At 71.2% G+C, this 16,698-nt stretch carries 13 protein-coding genes; 4 read left to right on the top strand and 9 right to left on the bottom strand.

Annotated elements, in window-relative coordinates:
• Positions 1-90: 90 nt before the first annotated feature.
• Both ACBJ32_RS02720 and ACBJ32_RS02715 read right to left on the bottom strand, forming a co-directional pair.
• Positions 91-2,241: a hypothetical protein gene (locus ACBJ32_RS02720; protein WP_375125251.1), complete on the bottom strand. Its 2,151-nt coding sequence runs from the start codon at positions 2,239-2,241 to the stop codon at positions 91-93.
• On the bottom strand, positions 2,238-3,473 hold the full coding sequence (locus ACBJ32_RS02715) for a glycoside hydrolase family 1 protein (protein ID WP_375125250.1): 1,236 nt from the start codon (positions 3,471-3,473) through the stop codon (positions 2,238-2,240). Before ACBJ32_RS02715 ends, ACBJ32_RS02720 begins: the two co-directional genes overlap by 4 nt.
• Before the next feature lie 274 nt (positions 3,474-3,747).
• Here ACBJ32_RS02715 and ACBJ32_RS02710 point away from each other — a divergent pair, with 274 nt between their 5' ends.
• Both ACBJ32_RS02710 and ACBJ32_RS02705 read left to right on the top strand, forming a co-directional pair.
• The gene (locus tag ACBJ32_RS02710; RefSeq protein WP_375125249.1) at positions 3,748-4,734 is read left to right on the top strand and encodes a LacI family DNA-binding transcriptional regulator; all 987 of its coding nucleotides are present in this window, start codon (positions 3,748-3,750) and stop codon (positions 4,732-4,734) included.
• Positions 4,735-4,815: 81 nt separating this feature from the next.
• Positions 4,816-7,239 carry a glycoside hydrolase family 2 TIM barrel-domain containing protein gene (locus tag ACBJ32_RS02705; protein ID WP_375125248.1) on the top strand — a complete coding sequence of 808 codons (2,424 nt, stop codon included), beginning with the start codon at positions 4,816-4,818 and terminating at the stop codon, positions 7,237-7,239.
• Between the two features lie 51 nt (positions 7,240-7,290).
• On the opposite strand, the gene ACBJ32_RS02700 is transcribed toward ACBJ32_RS02705, so the two are convergent.
• A complete protein-coding gene (locus tag ACBJ32_RS02700; protein ID WP_375125247.1) occupies positions 7,291-8,265 on the bottom strand; it encodes a DUF5937 family protein in 975 nt (324 codons plus the stop codon).
• Positions 8,266-8,333: 68 nt separating this feature from the next.
• Between ACBJ32_RS02700 and ACBJ32_RS02695 the strand changes: the two genes are divergently transcribed.
• Positions 8,334-9,167 (top strand): alpha/beta fold hydrolase, encoded by an 834-nt coding sequence (locus ACBJ32_RS02695; protein WP_375125246.1) that lies wholly within the window; start codon positions 8,334-8,336, stop codon positions 9,165-9,167.
• A gap of 194 nt (positions 9,168-9,361) precedes the next feature.
• Here the strand turns inward: ACBJ32_RS02695 and ACBJ32_RS02690 are convergent, their stop codons facing one another.
• The 5 genes from ACBJ32_RS02690 to ACBJ32_RS02670 all read right to left on the bottom strand — a co-directional run bounded on the left by ACBJ32_RS02690 (position 9,362) and on the right by ACBJ32_RS02670 (position 14,742).
• A complete protein-coding gene (locus ACBJ32_RS02690; protein WP_375125245.1) occupies positions 9,362-9,982 on the bottom strand; it encodes a hypothetical protein in 621 nt (206 codons plus the stop codon).
• Between the two features lie 307 nt (positions 9,983-10,289).
• On the bottom strand, positions 10,290-10,772 hold the full coding sequence (locus ACBJ32_RS02685; protein WP_375125244.1) for a carboxymuconolactone decarboxylase family protein: 483 nt from the start codon (positions 10,770-10,772) through the stop codon (positions 10,290-10,292).
• A gap of 70 nt (positions 10,773-10,842) precedes the next feature.
• Positions 10,843-12,285 (bottom strand): MFS transporter, encoded by a 1,443-nt coding sequence (locus tag ACBJ32_RS02680; protein WP_375125243.1) that lies wholly within the window; start codon positions 12,283-12,285, stop codon positions 10,843-10,845.
• Between the two features lie 9 nt (positions 12,286-12,294).
• Positions 12,295-13,446 (bottom strand): serine hydrolase domain-containing protein, encoded by a 1,152-nt coding sequence (locus ACBJ32_RS02675; RefSeq protein ID WP_375125242.1) that lies wholly within the window; start codon positions 13,444-13,446, stop codon positions 12,295-12,297.
• Between the two features lie 429 nt (positions 13,447-13,875).
• Complete coding sequence (locus ACBJ32_RS02670; RefSeq protein ID WP_375125241.1) at positions 13,876-14,742, bottom strand: GNAT family N-acetyltransferase; 867 nt, start codon at positions 14,740-14,742, stop codon at positions 13,876-13,878.
• A 329-nt stretch (positions 14,743-15,071) separates the two neighbouring features.
• On the opposite strand from ACBJ32_RS02670, the gene ACBJ32_RS02665 reads away from it, so the two are divergent.
• Positions 15,072-15,629, top strand: coding sequence for a hypothetical protein (locus ACBJ32_RS02665; RefSeq protein WP_375125240.1), 558 nt, complete (start codon positions 15,072-15,074; stop codon positions 15,627-15,629).
• 96 nt (positions 15,630-15,725) lie between these two features.
• Here ACBJ32_RS02665 and ACBJ32_RS02660 read toward each other — a convergent pair whose 3' ends face one another.
• Complete coding sequence (locus tag ACBJ32_RS02660; protein WP_375125239.1) at positions 15,726-16,640, bottom strand: helix-turn-helix domain-containing protein; 915 nt, start codon at positions 16,638-16,640, stop codon at positions 15,726-15,728.
• Between the last annotated feature and the right edge of the window lie 58 nt (positions 16,641-16,698).

Below are 16,698 nucleotides of genomic sequence, written 5' to 3'. Positions count from 1 at the left end.
AGGTGTACCCATGGTCCTCACCTTTGGAAGCCTTGGATGGGAAGCGGCTTGATATGTCGGCCGATGGTTCTTCTTCCGGGTGCGCGGAAGTCATTCGGGTGTGGACAGGACATGGGGGCGGGGAAGCGTGCCCAGTCCTTCTGAAGTGATCACCCAGCCTTCGGGAGGCTCTGCCCCCTGGTTCACCGCCGTGGCGAGGTGCGCCATCGCGGCCAGCAGCCCTCCGTTCGCCGGGAGATAGATCGTGAGGAATCCCGGCATCTGCGGATTGTGTCCGTTGGGGAGGAAGACGTTCTTGGGCGATGGGAGCAGGAGGGCGTCGATCGCCCGGCCGACGTCGCCGAGGCGGGCCGCGGTCATCGCCATGACGGGGTAGTCCCAGCCCCAGCTGGACTGCAGGTCCCAGTGCTCCCAGACGGCATCGAGCGTCGCCGCCATCGTGGCCGCGTCCACGAGGTCGGTGTCCGGCAGCCACCCCAGCGCCATGAGCATGGACGGGTGATCCTTGCGGATGAGCCACGGGAACGTCGCGATCGCGGCGTACGTGCCGTCGGGCAGCAAGGCGGGCCGGCGCATGTTCCGCGCCACCCGGTCCCACTGCTCGTTCGGTTCGAGACCGAGCCGGGTTCTCCACTCGTTCGCCACGCCGAGCGCCCACGACCAGTACGCCAGCTCGAAGGTCGGATCGGCGTTCGTCGCCCGGTCGAGGAGGTAGCTCTCCTGCGCGGGGATGAGCGGGGGCGGCAGCCGGAAGGACCCGTCGCGTTCCTCGGCGAAGTCGGCCATGAAGTCGGCGGTCGCCTCGACGAGCGGGTAGTGCTCCCGCAGGAACGGCTCCTCGCGCCCCTCGCCACGCAGCAGCTCCAGCAGGTGGATCACGTGCGGCTGCTGCCACAGGAGGAAGACGCCGATGTGGCTCGGCGACTCGCGCGCGGACGGGTCGGTCTGCTTGGGCCAGCGGGCTCCGCGATACCCCTGCCGGCGGGCGGTCGCCTTCGCCGCCTCCAGGGCGCCGTGGTACCAGCGCATGCTGCGCTCGAGCAGGTGCCCCCGGCCCCACATCGGGAAATGCGCCGCGTGCCACCAGTGCATCTCGAGGTGGAACTTGCCCGACCAGGTGTTGTACGTCAGACCGGACTCCGCCGGAGGCGTGACGCCGGCGCTGTTGACGGCCATGAGGTACTGCGAGAGAACGACGCGGCGTTCGAGTTCCGCGGCGCGCGTGTCCGTGCTGCCGGCGAGGCTGATGGCGGCACCGGCGCTCCAGTGCTCGTCCCACCAGGCGCGCGCGGACGCGCTGACGGCGGAGAAGCCGTCCTGATGCGGCGGCCGGTCCTGACCAGGCGTCAGCGTCACCACGACCTCGAGAACGGTGGCTTCCGTGTGCGCGACGGCCGAGCCGGCCCCTTCACGCAGGCTGCCGGTGGTGCGGACGCCCACGCCGTAGGTCAGCGCCTCCACCGTGCGCCGTGCGGTCCAGTGGCACGCCGTGTGCCGGTCCCAGACCGTCTCCTGCGCGAGCGGGAGTTCGAAGGCGGCCAGGTCGTCCGGCTGGTCGTCGAACACCCAGGCGACGCCCCATCCGCGCGGCAGCAGGCCGGACTCGACGCGTACGGCGAAGCGGTGATCGTGCGGGTCGGCGACGGTGGTGACGCGGACACGCTCGCCGTCGAGCACGTACGCGGCCTGGATCGTTCCCGTCCACAGATCGAGCTCGGTGCGTACGCCGGTCAACGCGGCCGGGTCGTCGAGCGCCGTCCCGTCCGGGCGGACCAGCGCGAGGCGGCCGAGGTGAGCGCGGCGGGGGTTGAAGTGGTACCACGCGCCCGCGGCGAACTCCTCGGCGATGGGGTCGCCGGCCCGCTGCAGGCCCATGCGGTCGAGGTAGGGCACCGGGCCGCGGGACGTCTCGTACAGCGTGGTCGTGTCCTCCAGCCGGAGCTCCCGGTCGGTGCGCGTCTCGTACCAGCCCCAGGTCGACTGCGTGCGCAGGGGGACCTGGAAGTCGTCGGCGTCGAAGACGCGCGGGCGCTGCTCGGGCAGGCCGGACAGCCCGTCGCGAACGACGCGGTGCGGGTCGGGGACCAGCTCGTGGAAGGACGGGAACGTCTGCAGTCCGGAGATGTCGACCGTGAGCGCGATATCACCGTTGCCGACCGTGAGGGCGCCGGCGGGGTGCGCGGACGTCAGCACGGGGTTGTGCCGTCGCACGAGTTGCCGCCGGTCGATTGCTCCGGTCATCGCCAGGCCTCGTCCCGGAGCGCGTTGGCCTTGGCGACGCCGCCCAGCCAGGCGAGGCTCGGCTTGGGCCGGCGCTCGAACGTCTCCCGGTCAACGGCGACGAGGCCGAACGTCGGGTCCCAGTGCCCCCACTCGTAGTTGTCGAGCAGGCTCCAATGGATGTAGCCCCGCACGTCCACGCCGGCTCCCATCGCCTCGGCCAGCGCGTCGAGCGCGCCGGTGGTGTAGGCGACGCGCCGGGCGTCGTCGCCGGTCGCGATGCCGTTCTCGGTGACGACGATCGGGACGCCGGGCAGCACGTCGGCGGTGTGCCGGACGGCGATGCCGAGGGCGTCGGGGCGGTACGCCGTTCGCACGAGGGTGTTGTCCGGGTGGACGGGGTGCGGTTCGATGCCGTCCAGCCCCACCCACTGCGCCGAGTAGGCCTGCACCCCGACGAAGTCGTCGCCCCGCGCGGCCTCCAGGTAGAGGTCCTCCCAGACGTACTCGAGCCGCCGGCGCACCTCCTCCGCCCCGGGCCGGGTCTCGAACGCGCGGCTCGCGACCGACCATCCCACCCGGGCGTCCGTGCCCTCGCGCAGCACGTCCCGGGCCGCGTGGTGGGCCTCGACGAGACGGCGCCCGATCTCCACCGGCGGCGCCGGCTTCACCGGCCGGGGCGTGTCCGCCTCCAGCGTGGGGCTCAGCCACTCCAGGCCCGCGTCGGGGTCGAGCGTCGCCTCCGCCTCACGCACCATGATCGCGAGCATGTTGGGCTCGTTGATGGTGCAGACCCACTCGACGCCGCCGAGGATCGAGGTGGCCGCCTCGACGTAGGCGCGGAAGCGGTCCACGGCCCGCTCTCCGCGCCAGCCGCCCTCCTCGGCGAACCATCGCGGCGAGGTGAAGTGGTGGATCGTGACGAACGGGGTCACGCCCGCGGCGAGACACGCGTCGATCATGCGCCGGTAGTGCGCGAGCGCCGCGCGCGACACCCTTCCCGGGGCCGGCTCGATGCGCGCCCACTCGATGCCGAAGCGGTAGGTGTTCAGGCCCGACTCCGCGACGAGCCGGATGTCCTCGGCGTATCGGTGGTAGCTGTCGAGGGCGTCGCCGCTGCGATCCGCTCCTGGCATGCGCTCCTCCTGCGCCCAGAAGTCGCTGTTGACGTTGTTGCCCTCGACCTGGTGCGGTGCGGTCGCCGCACCCCAGAGAAAGCCGTCGGGGAAGCTGCGCATTGGTCTCTCGATCATGTTCCGGGGCGACCTGGGTCGCCTGCGGGGGGCCGGGACGGGCCCCGAGTGCGAGTTAACGTAGCCGTTACGTCGCGCGAAGGTCAAGGGAAAATGTGTACCGGTCTACGACGTCTCCGCTAGGCCAAAGGGGTACGATCTGCGTCATCCGCTAAGGTTCATAAACCGGTCTACATGTGCGACGATCTCTGCGTCGGAGGATCGGCAGGACTCGGCTGGAGAAGGGATGCCCATGGTCGCGCCTGAGCGGCGACGAAGAGTGACCATTTCTGACGTGGCGAAGCACGCCGGGGTCTCCAAGGCGGCGGTCTCCAAGGTGATCCGGAACGATTACGGGGTCAGCGACGCCATGCGGGAGCGCGTCCAGCGGGCCATCGAGGAGCTCGGCTATCGCCCCCAGGCCGCCGCGCGGGCGCTGCGCGGGCGGGCGTTCACCATCGGCGTGCTCATGCGGCACATCGGGATCCCGTTCTACGCCGAGATCATGACCGGGCTGGTGGACCAGCTCGCCGAGTCCGACTACCAGGCGATCATGATCCAGGGAGGCACCCTCGACAAGACCGAGAAACGTGCCCTGGACGCCCTGATAGACCGGCAGGTGGACGGCATCCTCATGATCGCTCCGCTGGTCGGCCGCACCCAGCTCGAGCAGGTGGCGCGCGAGTTCCCCACCGTGGTGCTGGGCCGCCACGACAGGTCGCCGGCGTACGACTTGATCGTCGACGACGACAGGGTCGGCTCCGAGCTCGTCATGGAGCACCTGATCGGGCTCGGCCACCGCCGCATCGGGCACATCACCTTCCAGCAGGAGCACGGCCGGGCGGCCGACCAGATGCCGCGCATCAGGGCCGAGACCTACGAGAGGGTGATGCGCGACCACGGGCTCGCCGGCGAGATCGCCGTCGCCGTGACCTCGTACTCGGAGGAAGGCGGCTACGACGGCGCCCGCGAGCTGCTGAGCCGCGATCCGCGCCCCACCGCGATCTTCGCCGGTTCCGACGAGGCGGCACTCGGCGTGCTGGCCGCGCTGCACGAGGCGGGCCTGTCCGTCCCGGACGACGTCTCCGTGGCCGGCTACGACAACACCAGGCTGGCCGCCCACCCCAACATCGCGCTGACCACCGTCAACCAGGACGGCGTCGTCATGGGCCGGATGGCCGGGCGGCTGCTGCTCGAACGCATCGAAGGCCGTACGTCACCGGTGCACTTCTCGGTCATTCCGAGCCTGGTCGTCCGGCGCTCCACCGCCGCTGCCCGGTGACGTCCCGCTTCCCGCTTCCGGCGTGGACGGCTCCCACCTGCCCGGCTCCACCCAGCCGGAACTCTCATTCTGAGGAGTGACGTGATCCGCACCTCGTTCAACGAAAACTGGCAGTTCCGCCCGAAGGTCAATCCGTTCGCCGAACTGGCCGGCACCGCGGTCCCGTTCGAGCCGGTGATCGTGCCGCACGACGCGATGCTCACCCGCGACCGCGAGGCCACCGCGGACGGCGCCGCGACCGCCTACTTCCCCGGCGGGTCCTACGAGTACCGCAAGACGTTCCCGGTGCCCGGGGAGCACCGGGGCAAGCGGATCATGCTGCAGTTCGAAGGCGTCTACCGGGACGCCACCGTCTTCGTCAACGGCAACTACGCCGGGCAACGCCCGTACGGGTACTCGCGGTTCCTCATCGACGCCGACCGGTTCCTGCGGTTCGGCGAGAACAACGAGGTCCGCGTGGAGTGCCGGACCCACCAGGACTCCCGCTGGTACTCCGGCGCGGGCATCTACCGCGACACCTGGCTGCTCGTCGGCGAGGTCGTCCGCATCAGCCCGGACGGCGTCCACGTCACCACCCCGGACATCGACACCGAACGCGCGGTCGTGGAGGTCGCGACCACGATCGAGAACGACTCCAACGACCTGCGCACCGTCCACCTGGTCACCGAGATCCGCGATGCCGCGGGAACCGTCGTCGCGTCCGACACCGCGCCGATCACGGTGCAACCTCACGAGCCGGCCATCGCCCGCCGGCGCCTCTACGTCCGCGACCCCTCGCTGTGGAGCCCGGACTCGCCCGCGCTGTACACGTGCGCGGTGTCCATCACGGACATCGACGCCGTGGAGGTCGCCTTCGGCATCCGTTCCCTGCGCCTGGACCCCGAGCACGGGCTGCGGATCAACGGCGAGACGGTCAAGCTGCGCGGCGCCTGCGTGCACCACGACAACGGACCGCTGGGCGCCGCGACGTTCGCCCAGGCCGAGGAACGCCGCGTGCGGCTGCTCAAGGACGCCGGATTCAACGCCATCCGCATGTCGCACCACCCCATGAGCACCGCGATGCTCGACGCCTGCGACCGCCTCGGCATGCTGGTGGTCGACGAGGCCTTCGACATGTGGACGTGGAGCAAGAGCCCCTTCGACTACAGCCTCGACTTCCCCGAATGGTGGGAACGCGACCTGGAGGCGATGGTGGCCAAGGACTTCAACCATCCCAGCGTCATCCTGTACTCCCTCGGCAACGAGATTCCCGAGACCGGCGCGGCCACCGGGGCCGTATGGGGCCGCAGGCTCGCCGAGAAGGTCCGTACGCTGGACGGCACCCGCTTCCTCACCAACGGGATCAACAACCTCCTGGCCCTGCTGCCCGACCTGCGCGCCCAGGAGGGCGACGACACGGGCGTCAACACCCTGATGGCCGACAGCGGATTCGACGTGAACGCCGTCGCCGGCTCCGACCTGGTGACCACCCGCACCGCCGAGTCCTACAGCGTGCTCGACGTGGCCGGGATGAACTACTCGGAGGTCCGCTACGCGAGCGACCGCACGCTGTTCCCGAACCGGATCATCCTCGGCACCGAGACCTTCCCGACCCGCATCGACGACAACTGGCGACTGGTCCAGCAGCACAGCCACGTCATCGGCGACTTCACCTGGACCGGCTGGGACTACCTGGGCGAGGCCGGCATCGGCCGGCCGCAGTACGTCACACCGGACACCCCCCGCCCCACGTTCGCCGCGCCGTATCCGTACCTGCTGGCCGGCTGCGGGGACATCGACATCACCGGCCACCGGCTTCCCGTCTCCTACTACCGGGAGATCGTCTTCGGCCTGCGCGACCAGCCCTACCTCGCTGTCCAGCGGCCACAACACCATGGCAAGACCGTCATCAGCAGCCGATGGGCCTGGAGCGACACCACCGCGAGCTGGACCTGGCCCGGCCACGAAGGCGCCCCGATCGTCGTCGAGGTGTACAGCGACGCGGACGAGGTCGAACTCCTCGTCAACGGCCGCTCCCTGGGACGCGGACCGGTCGGCGAGCACCACAAGTTCCGCACCGAGTTCGAGACCACCTACGAACCAGGCGAACTGGTCGCGATCGTCTACCGCGACGGCGTCGAATCCGGCCGCGACGTCCTGCGCACCGCGACCGGCCCCCTCGTGCTGCACGCCGAACCCGAACGGCCGATCATCACGGCCGACGCCGGCGACCTGGCCTACGTCGCCCTCACCCTGACCGACTCGGCCGGGACGCCGCACCCCGCGGCCGACCGGCCCGTGCGGGTGAACGTCACCGGCGACGGAACGCTGGTCGGCTTCGGCAGCGCGGACCCGGCGAACACGGAACGGTTCGACGCGACCGAGCACCGCACCTACCGGGGCCGCGCCCTCGCCGTGGTGAGGCCGGCCGCGCCCGGCACCATCCGCCTGACCGCCGTCGCCGCGGACTGCGACCCGGTCGACGTGCTGGTCACGGTCGAGAAGCCGGCCTGCCACCGAGTCTGAACCCCGGCTGACGAGACAGGCGGGATGAGCGCCGGGATGTGGCGGCCTGTGTCAGCGACCTTCCGGGGCTGAGCCGCCCAGCAGGTGGGTTGCTCGTTCCGTGCGCAGGTGCAGTGCCGTGCGGCCCCTGCGTTGCGTCAGCACCAGGCCCGCCCCGCGCAGCGCGTTCAGGTGTTGCGAGACCGCGCTAGGGGTGATGCGCAGGCGGGTGGCCAGGGCTGCGGTCGTCAGGGGTTCGGCCAGGGCGGCGAGGATCTGCGTTCTCGCGTGGCCGAGCACCGGAGCCAGGCCGGTCAGCGCCGGCGGGGGCGGCTCCCAGAGCAGGCCGACGCCCATCGCCGGGTAGCGGATCGACGCGGCGGTGACCGGGGACTTGTCCACGCCCACGTTCGGCCAGTTGAAGACGCTGGGCAGCAGGACCAGGCCGTGCCCGCCGGCGTCCACTGTGCAGACGGAGTGCGGGGTGCGCCGGCCGTGCACCACCAACTGGCCGCCGTCCCAGGCGATGTCCCGGTGCAGCTCGGCGAACAGCGCCTGTACCCCGCCGTCCACCAGGGTCAGCGCGCGCCGGCCGATGTCGGCCTCCAGCACCGCGCACATCCGGCCCCAGTGCGGCGCGATCAGCAGCTCGTGGCAGCGACGCAGCGCCTCCGCCAGGCGCGGCAGGACCGCCGCCGGCTCGGGGACCTCCTCGGCCGGCATGCCCGAGACCGCGCCGTACTCATGCCGGAAGAAGTCCCCTTCCGTGGCGAGCAGCAGGTCCAGCTCCGACGCCATGGACGGCAGCCGCTTCCCGGGCACCGGGAACAGGAACGACGGCAGCGGTCCGGCGATCAGCCCTCGCAGCAGCGGCAGCTCCCGCTCGCCCGCCAGCAACGGGCGCGCCTGGCGCACCCACGGCTGGTGGACCGCATGCCCGCCCGTGCCCAGCAGGATCCGCAGCGCCAGCACCGTCTCGCCCAGCGGTGAGACGGCGAAGCGCACCTTCGCGACCGACGCCGCGGTGAACCTGATCTCGACCGCCATCCGCCCTCATCATGTAGCTGTGGCTGAACGATAGCCGAGGAGCGCCGCTCTCCCGCAGGCTGGCGGGCATGCCATTCTTCACCGCCCACGACGGCACCAGGCTCGCCTACCACGTATCCGGCGATGGGTCGCCGGTGATCTGTCTGCCCGGCGGGCCGATGCAGGCTTCCGCCTACCTCGGCGACCTCGGAGGCCTGTCCGCGCACCGGCAGTTGATCATGCTGGACCTGCGGGGCACCGGCCGGTCCGCCGTGCCGGACGACACCGGTTCGTACCGCTGCGACCGTCTCGTCGATGACGTCGAAGCCCTGCGCGAGCACCTTGCACTCGACCGGATGGACCTGCTCGCCCATTCCGCGGGCACGAATCTGGCCACGCTGTATGCGGCCCGCCATCCGGAACACGTCAGCAAGCTCGTGCTGATCGGGCCGAGCGTCATGGCCGTCGGCATCACGGTCACCGCGGACGTCCGGCGGGAGACGGCGCTGCTGCGCAAGGACGAGCCGTGGTTCCCGGCGGCGTTCGCGGCCCTGGAGGAGATCATGGCCGGCACCGGCGACGCCTTCGAGGCCATCGCGCCGTTCTGGTACGGCCGCTGGGACGAGACGGCCCGCGCCCACAAGGCCGCCGAGGACGGGCGGAAGAACCGCGAGGCCGCAGCCACCTTCGGCTCCGGCGGCGCCTTCGACCCCGCCGCCACCCGCGCCGCCCTCACCCGCCTCACCTCGCCGGTGCTGCTGCTCACGGGCGAGGTCGACCTGAACTCCCCTCCTGCCGCGATGGCCGGGCTCGCCGAGCTGTTTCCCCACGCCGAACTCGTCGTTCAAGCCCGAGCCGGGCACTTTCCGTGGCTCGACGACGCCGACCGGTTCGTGGCCACCACCGCGGCGTTCCTGCGCTGAGCGATTCGGCCTCCCATGACGAGACCTGCACACCGTGCGCTCGTTCTCTTGAACGGACGGATTCGTGTGCCGGAAGACATCGAGTCGCATACCCCGCACTGGGAGGAACGCTGAGGGCCTTCCAGCCTGAAACGGCAGGTCAGGAGGTGGGGCAGGCCCCCGGGCGCCTGCGCGGCGCCCGGGGACGCGCCGGGTCACCCGTTCGTGGCGGGTGCGTTCTCGTAGCGGAGCTCGGGCCCGGGCTCGGGCGTGTCCGCGGGGTCGGGCGCCGGCGCCTGCACCGGCTCGTCCGCGGCCTCGGTGCCGTCGGGCAGCACCTTGACCTGGTCGGAGCCGTGCAGGTTCCAGGTGAAGTCGTCCTTGCCGTCGCCGTCGATGTTGTAGACGATCGTCCCGTCGCTGGTCCAGCCGTTCTGCGCGGTGCTGGTCATGTAGCCCGTCGTACACGTGTCGCTGCCGGAGACATAGTAATTCAGCGCCTCGGTGTAGTCGCAGTTCATGTGCCTGAAAACGGCGTCGTACCGTTCGAGCCTGGCCTGCACCACGAATTTGTCGAATCGCTTGCCGACCGAGACACCGGTATTCGTGTCCCAGGAGAATTGAATACGCGCCCTGCGGGTGTTGCCGTCCTTGTAGACGCAGGCTCGGGCGCGCACCGTGACGTCCGGCTTGTTCGGCAGGTCGAACGACTTCGTCTGCCAGCTCGCATCGCAGGTCCAGCTCGCGGCCTGAGCCGGGGACGCGACGAGCAGGCCGCCGGTGGCCGCGGTGGCGGCTAATGCGAGAGACGCCAGGCGAACGCCGAATCGTGACATGAGACTTTCCTTTCAGCACGGAATTGTTTTCCGTGAACCAGACTGCCCCGCAATTTCCTGGAATGCATGACCCAGAGAACACACTTACTTGACCGTGCGTCCACCGGAACTCCGGAATGGTTCACCGGGGTAGCCGGCCCCGGGACGCCCTTCCCCATGGACCGCCGTCGAGGATGTCGTGGTGCTTCACACCCGGATCCAGCACCGCGCCGGGCTCTGGGCCGATCACGCGGGGCCCGGACTTGCGGCCGGGCCTCCACCGTGGTCAGTCGGCCGCCTCACCCTGAGTGAGGTCTTATGGCGGGTGTCACTTCCTCCACTGCTCCGCCGGCGACACCCCCGGCAGCGGCTTGCCGATGAGGGCCAGGGGAAGGAAGAAGCAGACCTGGCCGATGGCCATGATGAGCGTGGCGAGCGCCTTGTCGTCGTACTGCTCGGACGCGCGGGCGTACAGCTCGTCGGGGACGCGCTCGCCGGACGCGTTCGGGGTCAGGACGGCCTCGACCAGCTCCAGCGCGACGCGTTCCGCGGCGGTGAAGTAGGGCGCGGTCCGCCAGGAGGCCACGGCGGTGATGCTCTCCTCGGTGGCGCCGGCCGCGCGCAGGTTGCCGGTGTGCAGGACGGTCAGGTACGTGCTGCCGGCGAGCTGCCCGGCGCGCAGTTGCACCAAGCTGATGGTGGTCCGCGGGACCGTGCCGTTCCCGGTCGCCTTGAACAGGGCGCCGCCGATGTCCTTGAGCTCGGGGACGAGGACGGAGGGGTTGGGCAGGCGCGACTCGGTGATGGTCATGATGGTGGTGTTCCTCTCTGTACGGTGTTTCGCTGCTCTGACGGATGGAGGGGTGCGAAGGTGACCGGGTTCAGCGGGTTGTTCGGAGAGTTTCCGGCATGAGCCGGCTGTCCGGGTTCGTGGAACGGGAGCGCAGGAGGAGGACGGCGGTGAGGATGGCGGCCAGGTAGAAGCCGCCCGCGCCGAGCATGCCCGCGGTGTAGCCGCTGGTGAGCGCGTCCTGCACGGGCGTGCCCGATGGCACGCTCGTGGTGGCGGCCGCGGCGATGCCGGCCAGGACGGCCAGGCCGAGGGCGCCGCCGATCTGCTGGCTGGTGTTGACCAGGCCGGAGGCGATGCCGGAGTCGCGCGCGGTGACGCCCTGCACGCCGCCGATGGTGGCGGCGACGAAGCCGATGCCCAGGCCGATGCCGCCGGCGAGCTGGGCGGGCAGCAGCACGAGCAGGGGGTTCTGGTCCGGGGTCAGCAGGCTGAACCAGCCCATCGCCACGGCGGCCACCGCCATCCCGACCGTCAGGACGGTCCGGGTGGAGGCGCGGGCCTGCAGGCGGGGGCCGATGAGGCCGGAGCCGATGCCGATGCCGATGGCGAACGGCAGGTACGCCAGCCCGGTGATCATGGGCGAGTACTGGTTGATCGTCTGCATGTAGAGGGTGAGGAAGTAGAAGGTGGCCAGCTGCCCGGCGCCCATGAGCAGCATCACCAGGTTGGCGCCGAGCCTGCCCCGGTCGGCGAGCACGCCCGGGGGCAGCATCGGGCTGCGCGCGCCGCGCTGGATGAGCACGAACGCGGCGAGCAGCACGAGGGCGGCGGCGCCGAAGGTCAGGGTGAGCGGGTCGCCGATGCCGTGCGAGCCGGCCCGGTTGATCGCGTAGACCAGCGCGCCGAGGGCGAGGGTCACGGTGGCCGCGCCGGGCAGGTCGAGGCCGCCGCGCTCGCGGGTGCCGGGCCTGAGGGCGTAGGTGCCGGCCAGGACCAGCAGCGCGATGGGGATGTTGATGAACATGATCCATCTCCAGCCCAGGTACTCCGTCAGCGCGCCGCCCAGCAGCAGGCCGGCCACCGAGCCGAGGCCGCCCATGGCGCCGTAGACGCCGAGCGCCTTGTTGCGCTGCGGTCCGGCCGGGAAGGTGTCGGCGAGCAGGGACAGCGCGGCCGGGGCGACGATCGCGGCGCCGACGCCCTGCAGGACGCGGGCGGCGATCAGCACGCTGCCGTTGCCGGCCAGGCCGCCCAGCAGGGACGCGGCCAGGAAGACGGCCAGCCCGGCGCGGAACAGCCTGCGCCGGCCGAACACGTCGCCGGCGCGTCCGCCGGCCAGCAGCAGGCCGCCGAAGGCCAGGGCGTAGGAGGTGAGCACCCAGTCCAGGTCGGCCTCGGCGATGCCGAGCCCGGTCCCGATGACGGGCAGGCCCACGGTCACGATGGTGCCGTCCATCACCATCAGCAGTTGCGCGGCGGCGATCACCAGCAGGGCCAGGCCGCTTCTTTCCGAAGGGGTGTGCGAGGTCATCCGACGTCCTCAGGAGGTGGTGGTGGCGGCGTGGTAGGTCGCGGCGGCGAGCCGGTCGTGCTCGGGGTAGGACCAGGCGAAGCCGAAGCGGCGCCGGGTGTAGCCGAACGCGATGCCGCTCATCGGGTCGGCGAAGGACTCCGAGCCCGCCGAGCCGTCGTGGCCGAACGCGTTCGCGCTGAGGAAGGGGTAGCGCAGGCCCTTGGCCTGGAAACCGACCGCGTAGTTGCCCTGGTCGCCGCGGACCAGGTCGGCGCCGAGGGAGTGCAGCTGGGCGAACTCGCCGATGGTGTCCGGCTTGAGCAGCGGGGGCCGGCCGTCGAGGCCCCAGACGGCCGCGGCGTACAGGCCGGCCAGGCCGCGCGCGCTGCCCACCCCGCCGGCCGACGCCTGGCCGTGGGCGCGCACGTCGCGGGTGTTGGCGAAGGCCACCTGGTCCAGCGGCGGGGTGCTGTTGAGCCCGTAGCCGACGCCGAGGATGCTGTGCGGTCCTGGCAGGTTCGTCCAGAACGCGGCCTCCTGCTCGGGGGTGGCCGTCCACCACTGGATCGGACGGAAGCGGCGCTCCTCGGCCTCGGGCAGGCCCAGGTACAGGTCCAGCCCGTACGGGGCCCGGACGCGCTGCTCGTAGACCTGCTGCAGCGACTGCCCGGTCACCCGCCGGATCACCTCGTTCACCAGCGCGAACGTGACGAACCCGCCGTAACCGTAGGCCGTGCCGGGACGCCAGTACGGCCGCTGCCCCGCCAGCCTGCGGGCGATCACCGCGTCGTCGGCGAGCTCGGCCGCCGACAGGCCGCCGTCGACGCCGATGACGCCGGAGCGGTGGGTGAGCACGTCCCGCAGCGTGATGGTGGTCTTGCCGGCGGCGGCGAACTCCGGCCAGTGCCGGGCCACCGGCTCGTCCAGATCGAGCACGCCGTCCTGCACGAGCAGCGCCGCCACCAGCGTCGCGGCCCCCTTGGTGGAGGAGTAGACGCCGGTCAGCGTGTCACCGCTCACCTCGTCCCCCGCCCACAGGTCCACCACCCGGCGGCCGTGCGCGTAGGCGGTGAGCTGCGCGCCCACCTGGCCGTCCTGCTCGGCCACCACCTCGGCGAACGCCTCGCGCACCGGCTCGAAGCCGTCCTCGACCGTTCCGTGGACGTCCGTGTTAGTCATCGTCAGAAACCTTTCGTAAGGGTTGGTCCCCGGCATGACGGATGGCGCGAGGAAGAGGTGACCGGTGCGCCCGCGGGCGGCCGGCTGATCATCGTGGCCGCCCGGGTCTGCCTGGACATGCGGCCCCTCAACGCCGGCCTGCACGACAGTCTCGAACGCGACCGGCCGGCCGCCCAGGGCATCACCGCCGTGCTGCGTGTCGGCATGCCGCCCGTCAGCGTGCACGAGCCGCGTGCCTGTGGGGGCGCCTTCCGCGCCCGTCATCCCGGCTGGAGGCTGCGCATCCGGCACCCGGCCTTCAGCGATCCCTTCGGCGCGTTGCGCCGCGGTGACGTGGACGTGCTGGTCGCCTGGCTACCCGTCGAGGAGCCCGGCCTCACCGTCGGCCCGGCCCGACGGCACCACCTGACGCGCCCGGTACCGGCGGTCTCAGGCGTTGCGGAACAGGTCCCGCCGCTCGGACAGCTGCTCCATGCCCGCCGACCGGTACGTGGCCACGGCGCCGACGTTGGAGCTCTCGCAGCACACGATCATGCTGGACGAGCCCAGCTCCCGGAGGGCCCGCGCCGCGGCGATCGTGACCGCCCGGCCGTAACCCCGGCCGCGGTGCGCCCGGTGCACCCCCATCGGCTCGATCAGCCCGGGCCTGCCCGCACCCGCCGACCACACGATCACCACCGCCACCGCCTCGCCCCGCCCGTCCCGAACGGCCAGGCACCGCGCGTCGGCGAACGGCGAACCCGCCGCCGCCGCGAGCCAGTGGTCGCCGGTGAACGTCGACCCGTCGAACGAGGCCCGCAGGACCCCGGCCCACTCGTCCGCGTCTTCCGGCCCGATCACCTCGACGCGAACGCCGGGATCCGGCACAGGCGCCCCGAGGTCACGCCGGAGCAGTGTCCACGGCTCGCCGCTCTCCCAGCCGTCCTCGGCCAGCAGGTCCTGGACCAGGGCATCCGTCGACGACTCGAGGTAGGCCTTGCCCGGTGGCAGTACGCCACGCTCGGGCGCCGCCGCGTCCTCGGCCACGTGCCGCGCCAGTTCCTCGTCCCGCATCGCCTGCGGCGCGAACGCCAGCCGCAGCAGATCCGGACCGTCCAGGAGCCCGATGGCCAGAACCTCTCCGGCCCGGCTCCAGGTCCGCGTGGCCTCCGCCGTCCGCTCCGCGCCGAACCGCCAGAACCACCCCACATCCCCCGGGTGCAGTTGGACGGGCGCTCCGTCGTGCTGCCACTCCCCCAGCACCCGCACCACGTCACCGAGGCGGTCGGCTCCCGGCTTGCCCATCTCGATCGTCATCCGTCGATCACATACCATCCCACGGCCCCTCCGCACCCGGATTTGCCGCCGGCAGCCGGCGATCATGATCATGTCCGCTGCCGCCCTCTGAAACCTCCGCGGTCCAGGTACGGCTTCGGCCGTGCGGCTTCAGCCCCATGCCTCCTGACCCACCGCGTTCCGGCTGGGCGCAGATATGTCACTTATTGTGGCGATCTGCCTTGACTTTATCGGTCATACAGCCACCCCATAGGCGATATAGGATCATCTACATTACAGAAAGTAATGGACGGAACAAGAAATGGGAATAAAAGGGGTGACCATATCGGCGAATCAAGGAGACGACTTCGATGGCTCCCCCCAACCCCGTGCACGGCGCGCCTCCCACCGACCAGGAGATCCTGCTCATCCACCAGGTCACCGGTACGTTCCTGCAGTCAGAGGGCCAGACTGACGACACCCTCAACGACGAGGTGCAGAACGAGAACCACTGGCCTCTGCCCACCAACAAGTCCCTGGTGTGGCAGCTCCACAAGGTCGACCTGGGCGAAGGGCGTACGACGTACCTGATCGAGAACCGAGCCAAGGGGCACTACCTGACCTTCCGCCCCGGCAACACCCCCGCGGAGATCCCCACCCTCTCGCCCGTCCTGCGGCAACGCGGCGGCGACACCGGCAGCGCCGAGCAACGCTGGGACTTCCACCCGATCCCCGGCAGCGACGCCGCCTACTGGGCCATCATGCCGCACGACTACGACACCTACGCCCTGAGCGTCTACAACAACCACCTGGCCGACGACCAGTGGATCGTCCCCACCCCCACCTGGAACGGGCCGCCGGCGCTCGCGCACGCGTGGGGCGTCGTCCTGCGCCACCGCTCCGGCTCCGAGGCCAGCAGCAAGATCTGATGACCGGCGCCTCGCTGAAGGCCACCCTCGCCTGGACCGGCCCGCCCTCGCCGAGGCCGGCCTCCGAGCGGCGGCGCACGCAGCCCGCTGCACGAGTCAGGAGCGCTCCCGCTCGCCCGTCGCCTCGGCCGGAGTGCTGAGCCGAGGAGGGGTGGCTGATCGGCTGCGCCGCCGGTACTCGGTGGGTGTCAGCCCGACCAGCGTCCGGAAGCGGCGGGCGAAATACGTCGGATCGTCCCAGCCGACGGCGGCGCCGACCCGAGCAGCCGGCAGGGACGAATGTGCCAGCAGCGTGGCGGCGCGCTCGGCCCGCAGCCGGGCCAGGAAGCCCAGCGGCGTCAGCCCGACGTGGCGCCTGAACAGCCGGCCGAGATGGGCGGGATCCAGACTGACCGCACGGGCGAGATCGTCCAGCCGCCACGGATGGGCGGGCGCTGCCTCGATCCGGGCGATGGTGGCGGACACCGCTGGGTGGACGGTGGCCTCGCGCGTCTGCCGCTCGGGTTCGCGGCCGTCGGCCAGGACGCCGAGCACGGTGATCAGCCGGCCCAGCACCCGGCCCGGCCGGCGCTGATCGGCTCCGAGGTCGCGTTCGAGCAGGTCGATCTCCGCGAGGGCCTCCTCGGCGGCGGCCGGGTCGACGCTCGTGACGGCCACGCCGTGCGTGCCGGACGCGACCGGATCGGTCCACAGCAACCGGCGCAGCATCGGGATGTCGTGCAGCGCCGCCAGCTCGCCTCGTAGCGCCTGGGCGGACAGGCAGCAGTTGGCGACGGTCAGGTCGGTGCAGTCCCGAAACCCGTGCCAGGCGCCGGGGCGGAGCACGATGACCTGCCCGCGCCGCAGCGGGTGCTCGCCCTGGCTGGTCACGTGCCGGCCGTGACCGGTTCCGATCACGGCGATCTCGAGGAAGTCGTGCGCGTGCGGCTCGATGCCGGAATTCAGGTGGTGGACACCTGCCAGGACCGGGTCCCCAGCGAACAGCGCGTGCTCGTGCAGCGTGGCAGGCATGTCGGGATCGTACGACTACTCGCCGGGATCGGCCTAGCCCCTGCCGGGGTGCCTCGAC

This window comes from Nonomuraea sp. GTA35 (assembly GCF_041950525.1).
Lineage (GTDB): Bacteria > Actinomycetota > Actinomycetes > Streptosporangiales > Streptosporangiaceae > Nonomuraea.
This window is presented reverse-complemented; position numbering and strand designations above follow the sequence as displayed.

Bases quoted from the DNA above. Each gene is read 5' to 3' on its own strand.
- ACBJ32_RS02720 (WP_375125251.1), bottom strand. From the start codon at position 2,241: ATGACCGGAGCAATCGACCGGCGGCAACTCGTGCGACGGCACAACCCC.
- ACBJ32_RS02715 (WP_375125250.1), bottom strand. From the start codon at position 3,473: ATGATCGAGAGACCAATGCGCAGCTTCCCCGACGGCTTTCTCTGGGGT.
- ACBJ32_RS02700 (WP_375125247.1), bottom strand. From the start codon at position 8,265: ATGGCGGTCGAGATCAGGTTCACCGCGGCGTCGGTCGCGAAGGTGCGC.
- ACBJ32_RS02695 (WP_375125246.1), top strand. From the start codon at position 8,334: ATGCCATTCTTCACCGCCCACGACGGCACCAGGCTCGCCTACCACGTA.
- ACBJ32_RS02690 (WP_375125245.1), bottom strand. From the start codon at position 9,982: ATGTCACGATTCGGCGTTCGCCTGGCGTCTCTCGCATTAGCCGCCACC.
- ACBJ32_RS02685 (WP_375125244.1), bottom strand. From the start codon at position 10,772: ATGACCATCACCGAGTCGCGCCTGCCCAACCCCTCCGTCCTCGTCCCC.
- ACBJ32_RS02680 (WP_375125243.1), bottom strand. From the start codon at position 12,285: ATGACCTCGCACACCCCTTCGGAAAGAAGCGGCCTGGCCCTGCTGGTG.
- ACBJ32_RS02675 (WP_375125242.1), bottom strand. From the start codon at position 13,446: ATGACTAACACGGACGTCCACGGAACGGTCGAGGACGGCTTCGAGCCG.
- ACBJ32_RS02670 (WP_375125241.1), bottom strand. From the start codon at position 14,742: ATGACGATCGAGATGGGCAAGCCGGGAGCCGACCGCCTCGGTGACGTG.
- ACBJ32_RS02665 (WP_375125240.1), top strand. From the start codon at position 15,072: ATGGCTCCCCCCAACCCCGTGCACGGCGCGCCTCCCACCGACCAGGAG.
- ACBJ32_RS02660 (WP_375125239.1), bottom strand. From the start codon at position 16,640: ATGCCTGCCACGCTGCACGAGCACGCGCTGTTCGCTGGGGACCCGGTC.